Genomic DNA, 14,989 nt, shown 5'->3' on the forward strand with positions numbered 1-14,989 from the left:
GCAACCGTCGGAACCGACCAAGGAGTCACCGTGCACGGCAGCCCGCACATTGTGAGCGACGTGATGACACACACCGTCGCCTCCATCGGCCGCAGGGCCGACTTCAAGGAGATCGCGCGGCTGATGGAAGAGTGGAACGTCAGTGCCCTTCCCGTTCTGGAGGGCGATGGCCGGGTGGTCGGCGTCGTCTCCGAGGCCGACCTGCTGTACAAGGAGGAGTTCCGCGACGCCGACCCCGAAGGCCCCACACAGCTGCGGCGCTTCTCCGATCTCGCCAAGGCCGGCGCCGTCACCGCCGAGGAGCTGATGACATCCCCGGCCCTGACCGTCCACGCGAACGCGACCCTCGCGCAGGCTGCCCGCATCATGGCGCACGCCAAGGTCAAACGGCTGCCCGTCGTCGACGATACAGCCCGGCTGGAAGGGGTTGTCAGCCGCGGGGATCTCCTGAAGGTGTTCCTGCGGGTCGACGAGGAAGTCGCCGAGGAGGTCCGCAGGGAAGTCGTGTCGTACCTGTTCCCCGCGTCGTTCCCGCCTGTCCACGTGCGCGTGAAGGGCGGGGTCGTCACACTCTCCGGACGGGTCAGGGACACCTCTCTGGTGCCCGTGGCCGCACGCCTGGTGCGGGCCGTCGAGGGTGTGGTGGACGTGGAGTGCAAGCTCGCCGGCCCGGCTCGCCGCCCGGAGCAATGACCGGCGGCCGAATCCGACGGCCGTCGCCGTATTGGACCACTCGGCCCTGGTGCGTCCGCCGCCCAAGGGCGACGATGGTCATCACAGTCGGCGCGTGATCCGTAGTTCACCATCGAACGAGAGGTCGTCATGGCCGGGGCTCGTACCTTCACGGAACACAACCCGATCCGGGTCTTCCTGCTGGATGACCACGAGGTCGTACGACGCGGTCTCACCGACCTGCTGGACTCCGAGCCCGGTATCTCGGTGGTCGGTGACGCGGACAGCGCAGAGCGCGCGCTGGTGCGCGCACCGGCGCTGCGCCCGGACGTGGCCGTCCTCGACGTACGCCTGCCGGACGGTGACGGAATCAGTGTCTGCCGCGAGCTGCGCAGCGCGATGCCGGAGCTGGCCTGTCTGATGCTGACGTCATTCGACGACGAAGAGGCTCTGCTCGACGCGATCATGGCCGGGGCGGCGGGCTATGTGCTCAAGCAGATCAAGGGCTCCGACCTGGTCTCGGCGGTCCGCACGGTCGCTTCCGGCCAGTCGATGCTGGACCCCACGATGACTGCCCGCCTGATGCGCTCCCTGCGCGCGGGTCCCGCCGAAGGACCCGCACTCGCACCTGAGCTCGCCAGCCTGTCACCTCGCGAGCGAGACATCCTCACGCTCATCGGTGACGGGCTCACCAACCGCGAGATCGGCAAGAAGCTCTATCTGTCCGAGAAAACGGTGAAGAACCACATCTCCCGGCTGCTGGCCAAACTCGGCGTCCAACGCCGCGTCCAAGCGGCGGTCCTGGCCAGCCATCTCGAACGGCCCGACTCCACCGACCACCCGATGCGATGAGCCCGTCATGCCCCTCCTCATCGTCCGGACCTGCTACCGGGCCGGGTCCGTGTGCGGTCAGCCTCCGGCCGCGGCTCCGTCCGCACTCACGGGAACCCGCCACACCAGTCGCGTGCCGCCGCCCTCCGGCCGCTCGTCGAGTGTCAGTGTTCCGCCGAGGGCGACGGCCCGCTCCTGGATGTTCTTCAGCCCGCTGCGCCCGACGCCGTCCGGCACCCCGCAGCCGTCGTCCGTCACCGTGAGCGTCAACTCGCCCCTGGCACACTGAAGTCGGACGTCCACCGCCTGTGCTCCGGAGTGCCGGGCCGCGTTGCTGAGCACCTCGCCGAGTACCGCGACCGCGTGGTCGGCGATGTCGCCGGGGACATCGGTCTCGACGAGCCCCTCAATGCGCAACGCGGGCGGGAATCCGAGTGACGTGGCCGAGTCCCTCACCGCCTCGGAGACCCGGCCGCGCAAGCCGTCGCTCTCCCGCCCGCCCCCGCCGTGGGTGCGCAGTCCGAAGATCGCAGACCGGATGATCTTGATGGTGTCGTCGAGGTCGTCGACGGTCCGTGTCAACCGCTCCATGCCCTCGGGGTGCTCCATGAAACGCTGAGCACTCTGGAGGGTCATGCCGGCCGCGAAAAGCCGCTGGATGGCGATGTCATGGAGGTCGCGGGCGATGCGGTCCCGGTCCTGGAGCAGGGTGATCTGTTCCGCGTCCCGTCGCCGCTCTGCCAGCTCCAGCGCCAGCGCCGCCTGGTCGGCGAACCCGAGCAACGGCCCGGAGTCCACCTCACCGAACGGCGTACCGCCCGGTACACGCCCCAGCAGCAACACGCCCCGTGCTTTCCCGCCGGCGCCGAGCGGCACCGCGACCACGGGTCCGAGCCCGGCCCACTGGGATTCGCCTTCGCCCGTGCGGGAGTCGTGCTCGACGTCGGCGCTGACCACTGGTTCCATCGCGCCGAGTGCCGCTCCGACGAAACCGCCCCGCGCGGACAACACCACACCGCCGCGTTCCTCTCTGCCCAGGCCGACCGCCAGGGCCGGTCGCAGTGTCTCCTCGCCCGGTACGCGCTCCGCGATCAGACCCATGTCAGCGGAGACGATCTTCCGGGCCTCGTCGACGATCAGTTCCATCACCTCCGCGCTCGGCGCACCGGTCAGGAGCATGCTGGTGACCTTGCCGCTGGCCCGCTGCCAGCGCTCGCGCAGCCTCGTCTCCTCGTACAGCCGCGCGTTCTCGATGGCCACCCCGGCGGCCACTGCCAGCGTCGACAGGACGGACTCGTCCTCCGCGTCGAATTCCCTGGCGCTGCGCTTCTCGGTGAGGTAGAGGTTTCCGAACACCTCGTCGCGCACCCGGATCGGTACGCCCAGGAAGGAGTGCATCGGCGGGTGGTTCGCCGGAAAGCCGTACGACGCCGGGTGCTCCGACAGCTCCGGCAGCCGCAATGGCACCGGATGGCGGATCAGCTCGCCGAGAAGACCGTGCCCGCTGGGCAGTGCCCCGATCTCCGAGCGTCCCTCTTCGCCGATGCCGACGGTCAGGAACTCTGACAGACTCTGGTCACCGCCGATCACGCCCAGCGCTGCGTACTCGGCGTCCACCAGCAGCACCGCGGCCTCGACGATGCTGCGCAGTACCTGGGGCAGGTCGAGTTCCCGTCCGACCGAGAGGACGGCCTCCAGCAGGCTGTGCAGGCGGTCCCGGGTGCCGCGGACCGCGTCGATGCGCACCTGCAGCTCGCCCAGCAGTTCGTCGAGCCGCAGCTTGGGCACGTGCTCCTCGGAACCGCCGCGTCCATCCCCGCTCATGACTTCCTCCGACCGACACAGCAGACAAGGCAGTTCGAACCGGTTCCTCGCTGTTCACCGTACTGTCCGTCGGCGTAGTCCGCGGTGGCGACGGTCGGTGCCACCGCGGCCAGCAGCAGGACGACCAGCGGGTCGTGGAGTTGCGCTAAGACGCGGGACCACAGGGGGATCGCGATGGGCGGGGCGAGCGTGTTGGGGCCGCACTCGGTCAACAGCCGGGCAGCCGGTCCCCGGCTCAGGCCCGCTTCGTGGGTCGGGTCGGGGTGGCCATCCGACGATGGGGTGGACATCTGACGATATCGACACGACGGCTCCGCCTGCTCTGGTTCCGGGTGTCCCTGGAGGTCAGTTGGTCCAGACCCAGTCGCTGACCTCGGGGAGATCGGTGCCGTGTGCGCGGATCCACGCGTGGTGGCGCAGTCGTACGTCCGCCATCTCCTGGCGGACGGCGGCGGCGCGGACGGCGAGGCCGGGGACGCGGTCGATGACGTCCATGACCAGCCGGTAGCGGTCGAGGTCGTTGCGCACCACCATGTCGAAGGGCGTGGTCGTGGTGCCCTCCTCCTTGTATCCGCGCACGTGCAGGTTGGCGTGCCCGGTGCGCCGGTAGGTGAGGCGGTGGATGAGCCACGGGTAACCGTGGTACGCGAAGACGACGGGCTTGTCGGGGGTGAACAGGGCGTCGAAGTCCGCGTCCGACATTCCGTGCGGATGTTCCTCCCGCGGGAGCAGGCGGGCCAGGTCGACCACGTTGACGACCCGGACGGCGAGGTCGGGCAGGTGGCGCCGCAGGAGCTGGGCGGCGGCCATGACCTCCAGGGTGGGAACGTCCCCCGCACACCCGAGGACGACGTCGGGCTCCCCGTCGTGGTTGTCGCTGCCGGCCCAGTCCCAGATCCCCGCACCGCGGGCACAGTGCCCCCGGGCCTCCTCGAGCGTCAGCCAGTCGAAGCAAGGCTGCTTGCCCGCCACGACGACGTTGACGTAGTCGCGGGAGCGCAGGACGTGGTCCGCCACGGACAGCAGCGTGTTGGCGTCCGGCGGCAGGTACACCCGTACGACCTCCGGTGACTTGTTGAGGACGTGGTCGATGAAGCCGGGGTCCTGATGGGAGAAACCGTTGCTGTCCTGCCGCCACACGTGCGAGGTGAGCAGGTAGTTGAGCGAAGCGATGGGACGCCGCCAGGGTAGCCGCCGGGAGGTGCGCAGCCACTTGATGTGCTGGTTGACCATGGAGTCGACGATGTGGACGAACGCTTCATAGCAGGAGAAGAGGCCGTGCCTGCCGGTGAGGAGGTAGCCCTCCAGCCATCCCTGACAGGTGTGCTCCGAGAGGATCTCCATCACCCGGCCGTGCGGGTCCAGGTGCTCGTCGGTGTCCAGTGTCTGCGCCTGCCAGGCCTTGCCGCTCGCCCCGTACACGTCCTGGAGGCGGTTGGAGGCGGTCTCGTCCGGTCCCACCAGCCGGAAGTCACGCCGCCGCGCGGTGTTCTCCATCACCCCTTCCAGGAGGCCACCCAGAACCCGGGTGGGCTCGTGCAGGGTGCTGCCGGGCTTGTCGACGAGTACGGCGTGCCGGTCCAGCGGCGGGATCGGCAGGTCGTGGACGAGCAACCCTCCGTTGGCGTGCGGGCTCGCCCCCAACCGCCGCGTTCCGGCCGGTACGCAGTCCAGTACGGCGTCGACGGGCCGCCCGGCCTCGTCGAAAAGCTCCTCGGGCCGATAGGAGCGCATCCACTGCTCCAACTGGCGCATATGGTCGGGGTTTTCGCGCACTTCGCTCAGAGGGACCTGATGGGCGCGCCACGTCCCCTCGACCGGCAGCCCATCGACCTCGGCCGGTCCGGTCCACCCCTTGGGTGTGCGCAGGACGATCATCGGCCAGCGGACGCGTTCGCTCACGCCTTCTTCGCGGGCGCGCCGCTGCGCGGTCCTGATCCGGTCGAGCGCGGTGTCCATCGCGTGCGCCATGGCGCTGTGCACCCGCAGCGGTTCGCCACCCTCGACGTGCAAGGGCTCGTGCCCCACACCCCGCAGGAAGTCGTCGAGTTCCTCCCTGGGCAGGCGTGCGAGGACGGTCGGGTTGGCGATCTTGTAGCCGTTGAGATGCAGGATCGGCAGGACGGCTCCGTCGTGGACCGGGTCCAGGAACTTGTTGGAGTGCCACGAGGCCGCCAGCGGACCGGTCTCGGCCTCACCGTCGCCGATCACGCATCCGACGAGGAGATCCGGATTGTCCAGGGCCGCGCCATAGGCATGGGACAGCGCGTATCCCAGCTCGCCTCCCTCGTGGATCGACCCCGGCGTCTCCGGCGCCACGTGGCTGGGCACTCCGCCGGGGAAGGAGAATCGCCGGAAGAGCCGACCCATGCCGGCCTCGTCCCGGCTGACGTCCGGATAGGTCTCGGAGTACGTGCCCTCCAGCCAGGAGTTCGCGAGGACTGCGGGACCGCCGTGGCCGGGCCCCCAGACACACACGGTGTCCTGTCCGCACTCCCGTGCCACGCGGTTGAGGTGGGTGTGCACAAGGTTGAGGCCGGGCGAGGTTCCCCAGTGGCCCAGCAGCCGGGGCTTGATGTGTTCGGGCCGCAGCGGCTCCTTGAGGAGCGGGTTGGACATCAGGTAGATCTGGCCGACGGCCAGGTAGTTCGCGGCCCTCCAGTGTGCGTCCAGCGACGCGAGTGCGATGTCGTCGAGGTAACGGGCGTCTCCCTGGGCAGGACTGTCCATGTCTCGCTCCCTTGGGTGATGGCGAGCCGGTCCGGGCGGCCGCCCCACCGGCGGCAGGGGCCCTTGGCCGACGACGGTCACCGCTCGGCCGTGGACGGCCGCTGACCGCGCTGACGATCACGGACGGTCTCGCACTGCCCCCATCGTGGTCGCCGCAACGGACGGCGGGAGAGGGGCCGTTCGGCCCCGTGCCGACGCCGGGTGGCCTCTCTTGTGTTACCGCAGCCGGTGCGAGGGTGAACCGAACGAGCTTGTGCGAACCGAACGCGTCTGTGCAGAGCTACATCCAACAGGAGGCGAGCATCATGCTCCGTCCCGTCATCGTCGGCATCGACGGATCTCCCGAGAGCCTGGCCGCCGCCGGCTGGGCGGCGCGGGAGGCGCAGTGCCGTGACACGGCACTGCGCCTCGTCCACGCCTGGACATGGTCCCCGCATCCCTCCGCCGCCGTCCCCTCGACGACCAGCCAGCGCCAGTGGGCGCAGCGCATCCTGCGCGAGGCCCACGATCACCTCGGATCCCTGTATCCGCACCTGCAAGTCGAGGAAGCTCAGATGCCGGGACCCGCTCCGGCCGTACTCCTGGAAGCGTCGTCGCAGGGCGCGCTTCTTGTGCTGGGATCACGAGGGCTCAACGGCTTCACCGGCTACCTCACGGGATCGGTGAGCCTGAGCCTCACGGCGCTGTCCGCGACCCCCGTCGCCCTCGTACGGGCGGGCGAACAGGCAGCAGACGCACACCAGTTGAACGTAGAAGGTCATAGTTCGACGGACACTCCGTACCGTGCTGTGCTGCTCGGAGTGGACCTGGCACACCCCAGCGAGGAGGCCATCGCCTTCGCTTTCGAGGCGGCACAGTCGCGCGGCGCCGCCGTCCAGGTCCTGTACGGCTACCGGCTGCCCTCGATCACGGCGATGGGCCGGGGCGCCGGGGATGGCCGCGAGGCGGCAGTGGAGCACGAGTCGGCTCTCGACGCGCTGGTGCAGCCGTGGCGGGCGAAGTACCCCCGCACGGCGGTGACGACCGCGGCGCTCCGGGGCCGTGCGCAGAGCCTGCTGCTGCACGCCGCGTCCGATGCCGGACTCCTCGTCCTCGGCCGGCGCGACCGGCCCCGCTCCGATCCGTTCACGGGGCCGACGATCCACTCGGCACTGCACCACGTCCGCTGCCCGATGGTCGTCGTACCGTATGCCTGACCAGGCGATCGCCCCGGCCGGGCTACCCCTCGTACACCAGCTCCTCCGCCCCCCACCACTGCGCCACTGCGCCACCAGCGCATCGATCCCTCGCGGCGCCATCCGCTCCTGCCTCGCGAGTGCCCGGAGCCCGTCGATTACAGGAGAGCCGTCATGAGCGCACACCCGTGGACCACAGGAGACAAACTCCGCGGCACCGCCACCGCCGATCCCGGACCCACCGCCGCCGATCGAGGCCACGCGCCCGCTCGGGACCGGACACGCCTCCCCCTATTGCGAGACGTGAGAGCCGTCGTGTTCGACACCGACGGAGTCATCACCGACTCCGCACGGCTCCACGCCGCCGCCTGGAAGACCGCCTTCGACGCGTGTCTGCGCGCACACCCGTCACGGGGCCCCGGGCCCGAACGGCCCTTCGACCTCTCCGCTGACTACCTGCGCTACGTGGACGGCAGATCGCGGCTCGACGGTGCCGCCTCGTTCCTCGCCTCGCGAAGGCTGCGGCTCCCGGCAGGCTGCCTCAACGACCCCCCGGGAACCGCCACCGTGGGGGCGGTCGCCGCCCGCAAGGAGCAGCTCTTCGTGGAGCGCCTGAACCAGGGCCGCATCGAGGCGTATCCCGGAACGGTCCGGCTGTTACGGGTGCTGCACGCCCGAGGCGTGCCGATGGCCGCGGTCTCCGCGTCCCGTCACGCAGTCGAACTGCTGCGGGGCGCCGGGGTGTTCGAGCTCTTCGTGGCCGTGGTGGAAGGCGCCGAAGCGGCTCGTCTGGCGCTGCCGGGCAAACCGGATCCCGCTCTGTTCCTGGAGGCGGCCAGCAGACTCGGCACCCCGGAGGAGCACACCGCAGTGGTGGAGGACGCCCTGGCGGGGGTCGAGGCGGGTCGCCGCGGCGGGTTCGGCCTCGTCATCGGCGTGGACCGTACCGCGGTTCCGGGCACGGGCGCCGCGCTGCTGGGACGGGGCGCCGACGTCGTGGTCACGGACCTGGCCGAACTCTTCGACGACGACGGGGAGGTCCAGCCGTGACCGGATGGACCTGGGAGTACTACGGGCACGACCCGGCGTCGGAGCGCCTGCGCGAGGCACTCTGCACGCTGGGCAACGGCTACTTCGCCACTCGTGGTGCCGCGCCCGAGTGCCCGGCCGGCGAGGCCCACTACCCCGGCACGTATGCCGCGGGCTGCTACGACCGGCTCACCTCCACGGTGGCCGGCCGCGACGTCGAGAACGAGGACATCGTCAACCTTCCCAACTGGCTCCCCTTGCGCTTCAGGGTCGACGCGGAGAGCGCCGACGCGCCCTGGCTCTCGCCGGACAGCGCGGCGCTGCTCGACCATCATCAGCGCCTGGACCTGCGTGCCGGGACCTTGGAACGCACCATGCGCTACTCGGTCGGGGGTGACCGGGTGCTGTCCGTGCGACAGCTGCGGCTCGTCCACATGGCGGACCCGCATCTCGCCGCGCTGCGCACCGAGTTCACCGCTGAGGGGTGGGCGGGCAGCATGGAGATCGAGGCGGCCCTGGACGGGGCTGTCACCAACGACGGCGTCGCCCGCTACCGGCAGCTCGACGGCCACCACCTCACCGACGTCCGCACCGGGCGCGCCACATCGGACTCCGCCTGGCTGACCTGTCACACCCATACATCCGCGATCCGCGTCGGCATGGCCAGCCGTGTGACCGCCGTAGGCCCCGTCGATCGCCGCCACACCGACCTTCGCGCCCTGCGGGTCACCCAGGTCCTGCGACTCTCCCTCGCCCCCGGCCGCCCGACAGCCGTCGACAAGGTCGTGGCTCTGCACACGTCACGCGACCCCGCCATCAGTGATCCACTGCACGCCGCCGTCGACAGGGCAGGCCGGGCACCGGGATTCGAGACGCTCCTCATCTCGCACCGCGCGGCCTGGCTGCGTCTGTGGAACAGCGCGGAGCTGGACGTACCGGGGAAGTCGGGCGGCATCCTGCGCCTGCACCTGTTCCACATCCTGCAGACCCTATCCCCGCACACGGCCGACCTCGATGTCGGCGTACCGGCCCGCGGCCTGCACGGGGAGGCCTACCGGGGCCACATCTTCTGGGACGAGCTCTTCGTCCTGCCATATATGAACCTGCACTTCCCTCAGGTTTCCCGCGCACTGCTCACCTACCGCCACCGGCGTCTCGAACAGGCACGGAACGCAGCCTCCGACGTCGGCCGGGCCGGTGCCCTCTACCCCTGGCAGAGCGGGAGCGACGGCCGCGAGGAAACCCAGCAGGTGCACCTCAACCCCCGCTCCGGACGATGGCTGCCCGACCACTCACGACTCCAGCACCATGTCGGATCGGCGATCGCCTACAACGTGTGGCAGTACTGCGAGGCCAGCGGTGACACCGAATTCCTGCACACCAAGGGCGTGGAGATGCTGACGGAGATCGCCCGCTTCTGGGCAGATCTCGCGACCTACGACGACAGCACCGGACGGTACCGAATCCTCGGCGTGGTCGGCCCCGACGAGTACCACGACGCCCGCCCTGGCTCCTCGACGCCCGGTCTCGATGACAACGCCTACACGAACGTCACCGCCGCCTGGGTACTCGCCCGCGCGCTCGACGTGGTGCGCGCACTGCCACAGGCTCGCCAGGACGAACTGCGCGAGCGAACCGGACTACGGTTGAGCGAACTGGACCGGTGGGACGAGGTGTCACGGAAGCTGAGGGTGGCTTTCCACGACGGGGTCATCAGCCAGTTCGAGGGCTACGGGGCACTCGCGGAACTCAACTGGAGCGCCTACCGGGCGCATTACGGCGACATCCGCAGGCTCGACCGGATCCTGGAGGCTGAGGGCGACACGGCCAACCGCTACCAGGCCTCCAAACAGGCCGACGTCCTCATGCTCGGCTACCTCTTCTCGCCGGCCGAACTGCGCCAGATCTTCGCCCGGCTGGGCTACGAACTGGACGACGCGATGTGGGCAAGGACCGTCGACCACTATGTGCGGCGCACGAGTCACGGTTCCACCCTCAGCAGTCTTGTGCACGGCTGGGTGCTGGCCCGCCTGCGACGCGAGGACGCCTGGACATACGTCGGGGAGGTACTGGCGGGCGACGTGGCGGACGTCCAGGGCGGCACCACGGAAGAGGGCATCCATCTCGGCGCCATGGCCGGCACCCTGGACCTGGTCCAGCGCGGTCTCACCGGCCTCGAGACACGGGACGGAGCACTGTGGCTCGACCCTGTCTCGCTGCCGCCACTCTCCGAATACGGCTTCTCTGTGCGCTATCAGGGGCATGAAGGGATCACCGTGCAGGTAGGGGCCGGTGAGCTCCGTATCAGCGCGCCCGCCTCTCAGCGATCGCCGATCGACATCAGGCTTCCCACTCGGACGGTGTCCCTCTCCCCGGGCAAGAGCTGTTCGCTGCCGCTGCACGAACGGTGATGCATCCTTTCGACCTGCCCGGGACGCACGGCGACAGCCGAGGCCTGTTGGAGACGGTGAGGGACCAACGGCCCCTGCTGCACGCTCCTATCACACGGGGGGGCGGACGTCCCGATGACGACCGACTCAGGAGGCTCCAATGCCCCGCACCGTGATCGCAGGCATCGATGGTTCACACGAGAGCCTGGCTGCCGTGGAGTGGGCCGCAGGTGAGGCTTCGCGTCGACGACTGCCGCTCCGGCTGCTCCATGTCCGGGGTTTGGCGCCTTGGCGGGGGAAGTTCCCCACCGTCACCGTGGTGCCCCACGCCTGACCAAGCGCGGCCGCCTCGGCGTCCGCCTACGTCAGATACGTGGAGGAGCAGACCATCACGTCACCGGGTATCGTTTTCCTGACCAGCCTCGCCAGCGCGCTGGAGACGACGGTCGCCGAACTGGCAGGCGGCACGATGGATCTCCCACCCGGCACCGGGGGAGCGCCCTACCGCCCGCAGTTCACCGGACTGGGTGTCGGGGAGTGCCGTCGGCTGCTGGGCGCGCATGGCCTCGGGCGAGTGGGCTTGTCCACTCGCCCGACAGGCCCGTCATCCTGCCGGTCAACCACATCCTGTTGGGGGACGTCGTCGCTTACCGGACTGCCGGATCACCGGCCGCCCGGATCGCCGCGCGCCACTCCTGATCTCTCGTCCCCGGTCGCGCGGCCCGAACTGCAGTGGCCCACCGCGCATCCGGGCCCAAGGCCCGCCCTTTGCCGGCATCCCAGCCGGCACGAGGACCAGCACGGGTTGGCCTCCTCACCAGAGAACCGAGCGACGGCCATACGCGGCATCCGAAGAGGAAGCGGGCGGCGGCGCGGCCCGCCTCCGGAGTGGTCCGGTGGCGTCCCGTCCCGCTCCCCTCGGTTTGGTACGTTTCACTGGACACGCAAATCGATCGGAAGTTCGCTTACTGGGATCTCCGAGACGTCCGTTGTCGGCAGTAGACGCTCACGTTCTCCGACGTGCGGCGTGCCACACAATCGGACCGGGTGAAAGCTCATGGCAGGAACCGATCACGAAAAGGCGCTGGGCACCGCGCTCGCGCAGATCGAGCGGAAATTCGGCAAGGGTGCGGTCATGCGCCTCGGTGAGCGGCCCAACGAGCCCATCGAGGTGATCCCCACCGGATCGACCGCGCTGGACGTGGCACTCGGCGTGGGCGGCCTGCCCCGCGGCCGTGTGGTGGAGGTGTACGGGCCGGAGTCCTCCGGCAAGACGACGCTGACATTGCACGCAGTCGCGAACGCGCAGAAGGCCGGCGGCTCGGTGGCCTTCATCGATGCCGAGCACGCTCTGGACCCGGAGTACGCCAAGAAGCTCGGCGTCGACACCGACAACCTCATCCTGTCCCAGCCGGACAATGGTGAACAGGCGCTGGAGATCGCCGACATTCTGATCCGCTCCGGCGCGATCGACTTGATCGTGATCGACTCCGTCGCGGCCCTGGTGCCACGCGCCGAGATCGAGGGCGAGATGGGCGACTCCCACATGGGCCTCCAGGCCCGCCTGATGAGCCAGGCGCTCCGTAAAATCACCAGCGCGCTCAGCCGGACCAGGACAACGGTGATCTTCATCAACCAGCTCCGCGAGAAGATCGGCGTGATGTTCGGCTCGCCCGAGACCACGACCGGTGGCCGCGCTCTGAAGTTCTACGCTTCCGTGCGGCTCGACATCCGCCGGATCGAGACCCTCAAGGACGGCACGGACGCGGTCGGCAACCGCACCCGCGTCAAGGTCGTCAAGAACAAGGTCGCGCCGCCCTTCAAGCAGGCCGAGTTCGACATCCTCTACGGCCAGGGCATCAGCCGCGAGGGCGGCCTGATCGACATGGGCGTCGAGCACGGCTTCGTCCGCAAGGCGGGCGCCTGGTACACGTACGAGGGCGACCAGCTCGGCCAGGGCAAGGAGAACGCCCGCAACTTCCTCAAGGACAACCCCGACCTCGCCGAGGAGGTCGAGAAGAAGATTCTCGAGAAGCTCGGAATCGGGGTATCGGCGAAGGACGCGGGCGCCGTCCCGGTCCCTGATGCCGCCCGGACCTCGGCGGAAAACGCCGCCTGACAGACACGGCGCGAGCCGACCCGCGGGCGGGCTACCGACCTGTTCAGTCGAGCAGCTTTCGGCAAGGGGCGGGGGCACGAGTGGATCTGGGCCGTGGAGCACGCCGCGATCAGGTCGCTTAGCTGGTGGCGGTATCCGCCGAAGGTGCGGGAAAGCAGGCGGGGGGCTTATGCCGTGAACGCCGCAGGGGCGGCATCCGTTTCCGGACGCCGCCCCTTATGTGACCGACCGGGGGTTACTTGACGTTGACGCCGGTCCAGGCGGCGGCCACGCGCTTGTACTCGGTGGAGTTCGTGCCGTACAGGTCCTTCGCGGCACGCAGCGTGCCCTTACGGGCCGCCTTGTAGTCCGTCGTCGACGTGAAGTACGTCGTCAGGGCCTTGTACCAGATCTTTTCGGCCTTGGCGCGTCCGATGCCAAGGACCTTGGAGCCGTCGGCGGTCGGCGAGTTGTACTGGACGCCGTTGATCCGCTTCTTGCCGCTGCCCTCGGACAGCAGGTAGAAGAAGTGGTTGGCGATGCCCGAGGAGTAGTGGACGTCGACGTTGCCGGCGTTGGCGCTCCAGTTGTCCAGGGAGCCGCCGTCCTTGCTCGGCTTGTCCATGTAGCGCAGCGGGGAGCCGTCGCCGTTGATGTCGATCTTCTCGCCGATGAGGTAGTCGCCGACGTCCTTGGAGTTCTTGGCCTTGAACTCCACAGCGCTGGCGAAGATGTCGGAGGTGGCCTCGTTCAGGCCGCCGGACTCGCCGGAGTACTCCATGTTGCCGGTGGCCGAGGTGACGCCGTGCGTCATCTCGTGGGCCGCGACGTCGATCGAGGTGAGGGGCTTCTTGTTGCCATCGCCGTCGCCGTACGTCATGCAGAAGCAGCTGTCGTCCCAGAAGGCGTTGACGTAACCGTTGCCGTAGTGGACGCGGGAGGTCGCGCCCTTGCCGTCGCCGTTGATGCCCTTGCGGCCGTGGACCGCCTTGTAGTAGTCCCAGGTGATCTGGGCGCCGTACGCGGCGTCGACGCCGGCGGTCTGCGCGTTCGAGGGCTTGCCGTTGCCCCAGACGTCGTTGGCGTCCTTGAAGAGCTTGCCGGTGCCGCTCTCCGCGTGCTTCAGGTCGAAGGTGCGGTGGCCGCCACGGGCCTTGTCGGTCAGCTCGTAGCCGCTCGCAACCTTCTTGGAGCCGACCGTGACCTTGCCGCTGTACTGGCTGTTGCCCGTGCCGTTCTCGATGGCCTGGTACTGGTACAGCTTCTTGCCCGTCGCGGCGTCCGTGATGACGTGGAGCCTGCTGGGCGTGCCGTCCTTCTGCGTGCCGGTGACGACGGTCTCGTACGCGAGGACGGGCTTGCCGGAGGCGGCCCAGATCACCTTGCGCGGCGCCTGCGCGTCGGCCTCGGCGGTCTTGGCCTTGGCGGCGGTCGACTCGGCGGACTTGGCCACCGAGGACTTGCCGAGCTTCGCGTCGGTCGAGGCGACCTTCACGCTGGCCTCGGTCGCCTTGGTGACGCTCTCGACCTTGCCGCTCCTGGCGGTGTGCACCACGAGGTCGCCGCCGAGGACGGGCAGACCGTCGTAGGTGCGCTCGTAACGGGTGTGGACCGTGCCGTCGCGGTCCTTGATCACGTCGCGGACGACGAGCTTCTCCTTGGCGCCCAGGCCGATCTTCTCGGCGGTCGCCGATCTCTCGGCGCTCGCGTCCTGGAGGAGGTCCGCGCGGGCCGACGCCGAGAGGGCGACGGGAGAGCCGGACGGCTCGGTGTCCTTGTCCGGCTGCGCGGAGGCGCCGGTGGCCAGTCCGGCGGTGAGCAGCGCTCCAGCGGCGACAGCGGTGGCGATCGCGAGCGTCGAACGCTTACGGGATATGTAAGGGGTCACGCGGGCTCCATCTGTGGGGGCCCGGGAGGCAGGAAGGGCCCCCCGAGGCGGAAAAGGACACGATGCGGGCGTGCAACGCGATGCTGTACGTGCAGCGTGTTGCGGGGAAGCGTGCCATTCGAGCCAGGTACATGTCAGCATTTTTGCTGGATGTTGGCCGAATACGGTCCGTTGAGCAATGGTCGACATACGCAATGCGAACAATTCGTGAATCCGGGCGACACCACAACGAGCGTGATGCCCGGGGGAGTTGGTCACCCGGGGCGGCGGTGGTGTGGCGGCGAGGGCGGAGCCTCTGTGCGGGGTGGGGCTCGCGGGAAGGTGACTTTCCAGCTGCTGATGTAGCGGTGTC

At 69.2% G+C, this 14,989-nt stretch carries 11 protein-coding genes; 7 read left to right on the forward strand and 4 right to left on the reverse strand.

The window, feature by feature from the left end; all coding sequences use genetic code 11:
• The first annotated feature begins 30 nt into the window (after positions 1–30).
• Positions 31–693, forward strand: a complete 663-nt coding sequence (locus tag ACZ69I_RS25270; protein WP_470834769.1) for a CBS domain-containing protein — start codon at positions 31–33, stop codon at positions 691–693.
• A 129-nt stretch (positions 694–822) separates the two neighbouring features.
• The gene (locus tag ACZ69I_RS25275; protein ID WP_470834771.1) at positions 823–1,524 is read left to right on the forward strand and encodes a response regulator; all 702 of its coding nucleotides are present in this window, start codon (positions 823–825) and stop codon (positions 1,522–1,524) included.
• 57 nt (positions 1,525–1,581) lie between these two features.
• Here ACZ69I_RS25275 and ACZ69I_RS25280 read toward each other — a convergent pair whose 3' ends face one another.
• Genes ACZ69I_RS25280 through ACZ69I_RS25290 form a run of 3 tightly spaced genes read right to left on the reverse strand, consistent with a single transcriptional unit; the run spans position 1,582 to position 6,057 of the window.
• Positions 1,582–3,327, reverse strand: coding sequence for a sensor histidine kinase (locus ACZ69I_RS25280; RefSeq protein WP_470834773.1), 1,746 nt, complete (start codon positions 3,325–3,327; stop codon positions 1,582–1,584).
• Positions 3,324–3,617: a cation-transporting P-type ATPase gene (locus ACZ69I_RS25285; protein ID WP_470834774.1), complete on the reverse strand. Its 294-nt coding sequence runs from the start codon at positions 3,615–3,617 to the stop codon at positions 3,324–3,326. The genes ACZ69I_RS25280 and ACZ69I_RS25285 overlap by 4 nt, the downstream gene beginning before the upstream one ends.
• A gap of 55 nt (positions 3,618–3,672) precedes the next feature.
• A complete protein-coding gene (locus ACZ69I_RS25290) occupies positions 3,673–6,057 on the reverse strand; it encodes a phosphoketolase family protein (protein ID WP_470834776.1) in 2,385 nt (794 codons plus the stop codon).
• Between the two features lie 305 nt (positions 6,058–6,362).
• On the opposite strand from ACZ69I_RS25290, the gene ACZ69I_RS25295 reads away from it, so the two are divergent.
• The 5 genes from ACZ69I_RS25295 (at position 6,363) to recA (ending at position 12,770) form a co-directional block, all read left to right on the forward strand.
• Positions 6,363–7,253, forward strand: a complete 891-nt coding sequence (locus ACZ69I_RS25295) for a universal stress protein (RefSeq protein ID WP_470834777.1) — start codon at positions 6,363–6,365, stop codon at positions 7,251–7,253.
• A gap of 273 nt (positions 7,254–7,526) precedes the next feature.
• Positions 7,527–8,282, forward strand: a complete 756-nt coding sequence (locus tag ACZ69I_RS25300; protein WP_470834887.1) for an HAD family hydrolase — start codon at positions 7,527–7,529, stop codon at positions 8,280–8,282.
• Positions 8,279–10,672 (forward strand): glycoside hydrolase family 65 protein, encoded by a 2,394-nt coding sequence (locus tag ACZ69I_RS25305; protein WP_470834779.1) that lies wholly within the window; start codon positions 8,279–8,281, stop codon positions 10,670–10,672. The genes ACZ69I_RS25300 and ACZ69I_RS25305 overlap by 4 nt, the downstream gene beginning before the upstream one ends.
• A 139-nt stretch (positions 10,673–10,811) precedes the next feature.
• Positions 10,812–10,985 (forward strand): universal stress protein, encoded by a 174-nt coding sequence (locus ACZ69I_RS25310; protein WP_470834781.1) that lies wholly within the window; start codon positions 10,812–10,814, stop codon positions 10,983–10,985.
• Positions 10,986–11,708: 723 nt separating this feature from the next.
• A complete protein-coding gene (gene recA, locus ACZ69I_RS25315) occupies positions 11,709–12,770 on the forward strand; it encodes a recombinase RecA (protein ID WP_470834783.1) in 1,062 nt (353 codons plus the stop codon).
• Between the two features lie 235 nt (positions 12,771–13,005).
• On the opposite strand, the gene ACZ69I_RS25320 is transcribed toward recA, so the two are convergent.
• Entirely contained in the window at positions 13,006–14,637 is a 1,632-nt protein-coding gene (locus ACZ69I_RS25320; RefSeq protein ID WP_470834784.1) for a M4 family metallopeptidase, read from the reverse strand.
• Positions 14,638–14,989 lie beyond the last annotated feature (352 nt).

Source organism: Streptomyces sp. NPDC036815, assembly GCF_055609205.1.

Excerpts from the sequence above, each read along its gene's own strand:
- ACZ69I_RS25290 (WP_470834776.1), bottom strand. The coding sequence starts at position 6,057 with ATGGACAGTCCTGCCCAGGGAGACGCCCGTTACCTCGACGACATCGCA.
- ACZ69I_RS25285 (WP_470834774.1), bottom strand. The coding sequence starts at position 3,617 with ATGTCCACCCCATCGTCGGATGGCCACCCCGACCCGACCCACGAAGCG.
- ACZ69I_RS25275 (WP_470834771.1), top strand. The coding sequence starts at position 823 with ATGGCCGGGGCTCGTACCTTCACGGAACACAACCCGATCCGGGTCTTC.
- recA (WP_470834783.1), top strand. The coding sequence starts at position 11,709 with ATGGCAGGAACCGATCACGAAAAGGCGCTGGGCACCGCGCTCGCGCAG.
- ACZ69I_RS25280 (WP_470834773.1), bottom strand. The coding sequence starts at position 3,327 with ATGAGCGGGGATGGACGCGGCGGTTCCGAGGAGCACGTGCCCAAGCTG.
- ACZ69I_RS25295 (WP_470834777.1), top strand. The coding sequence starts at position 6,363 with ATGCTCCGTCCCGTCATCGTCGGCATCGACGGATCTCCCGAGAGCCTG.
- ACZ69I_RS25310 (WP_470834781.1), top strand. The coding sequence starts at position 10,812 with ATGCCCCGCACCGTGATCGCAGGCATCGATGGTTCACACGAGAGCCTG.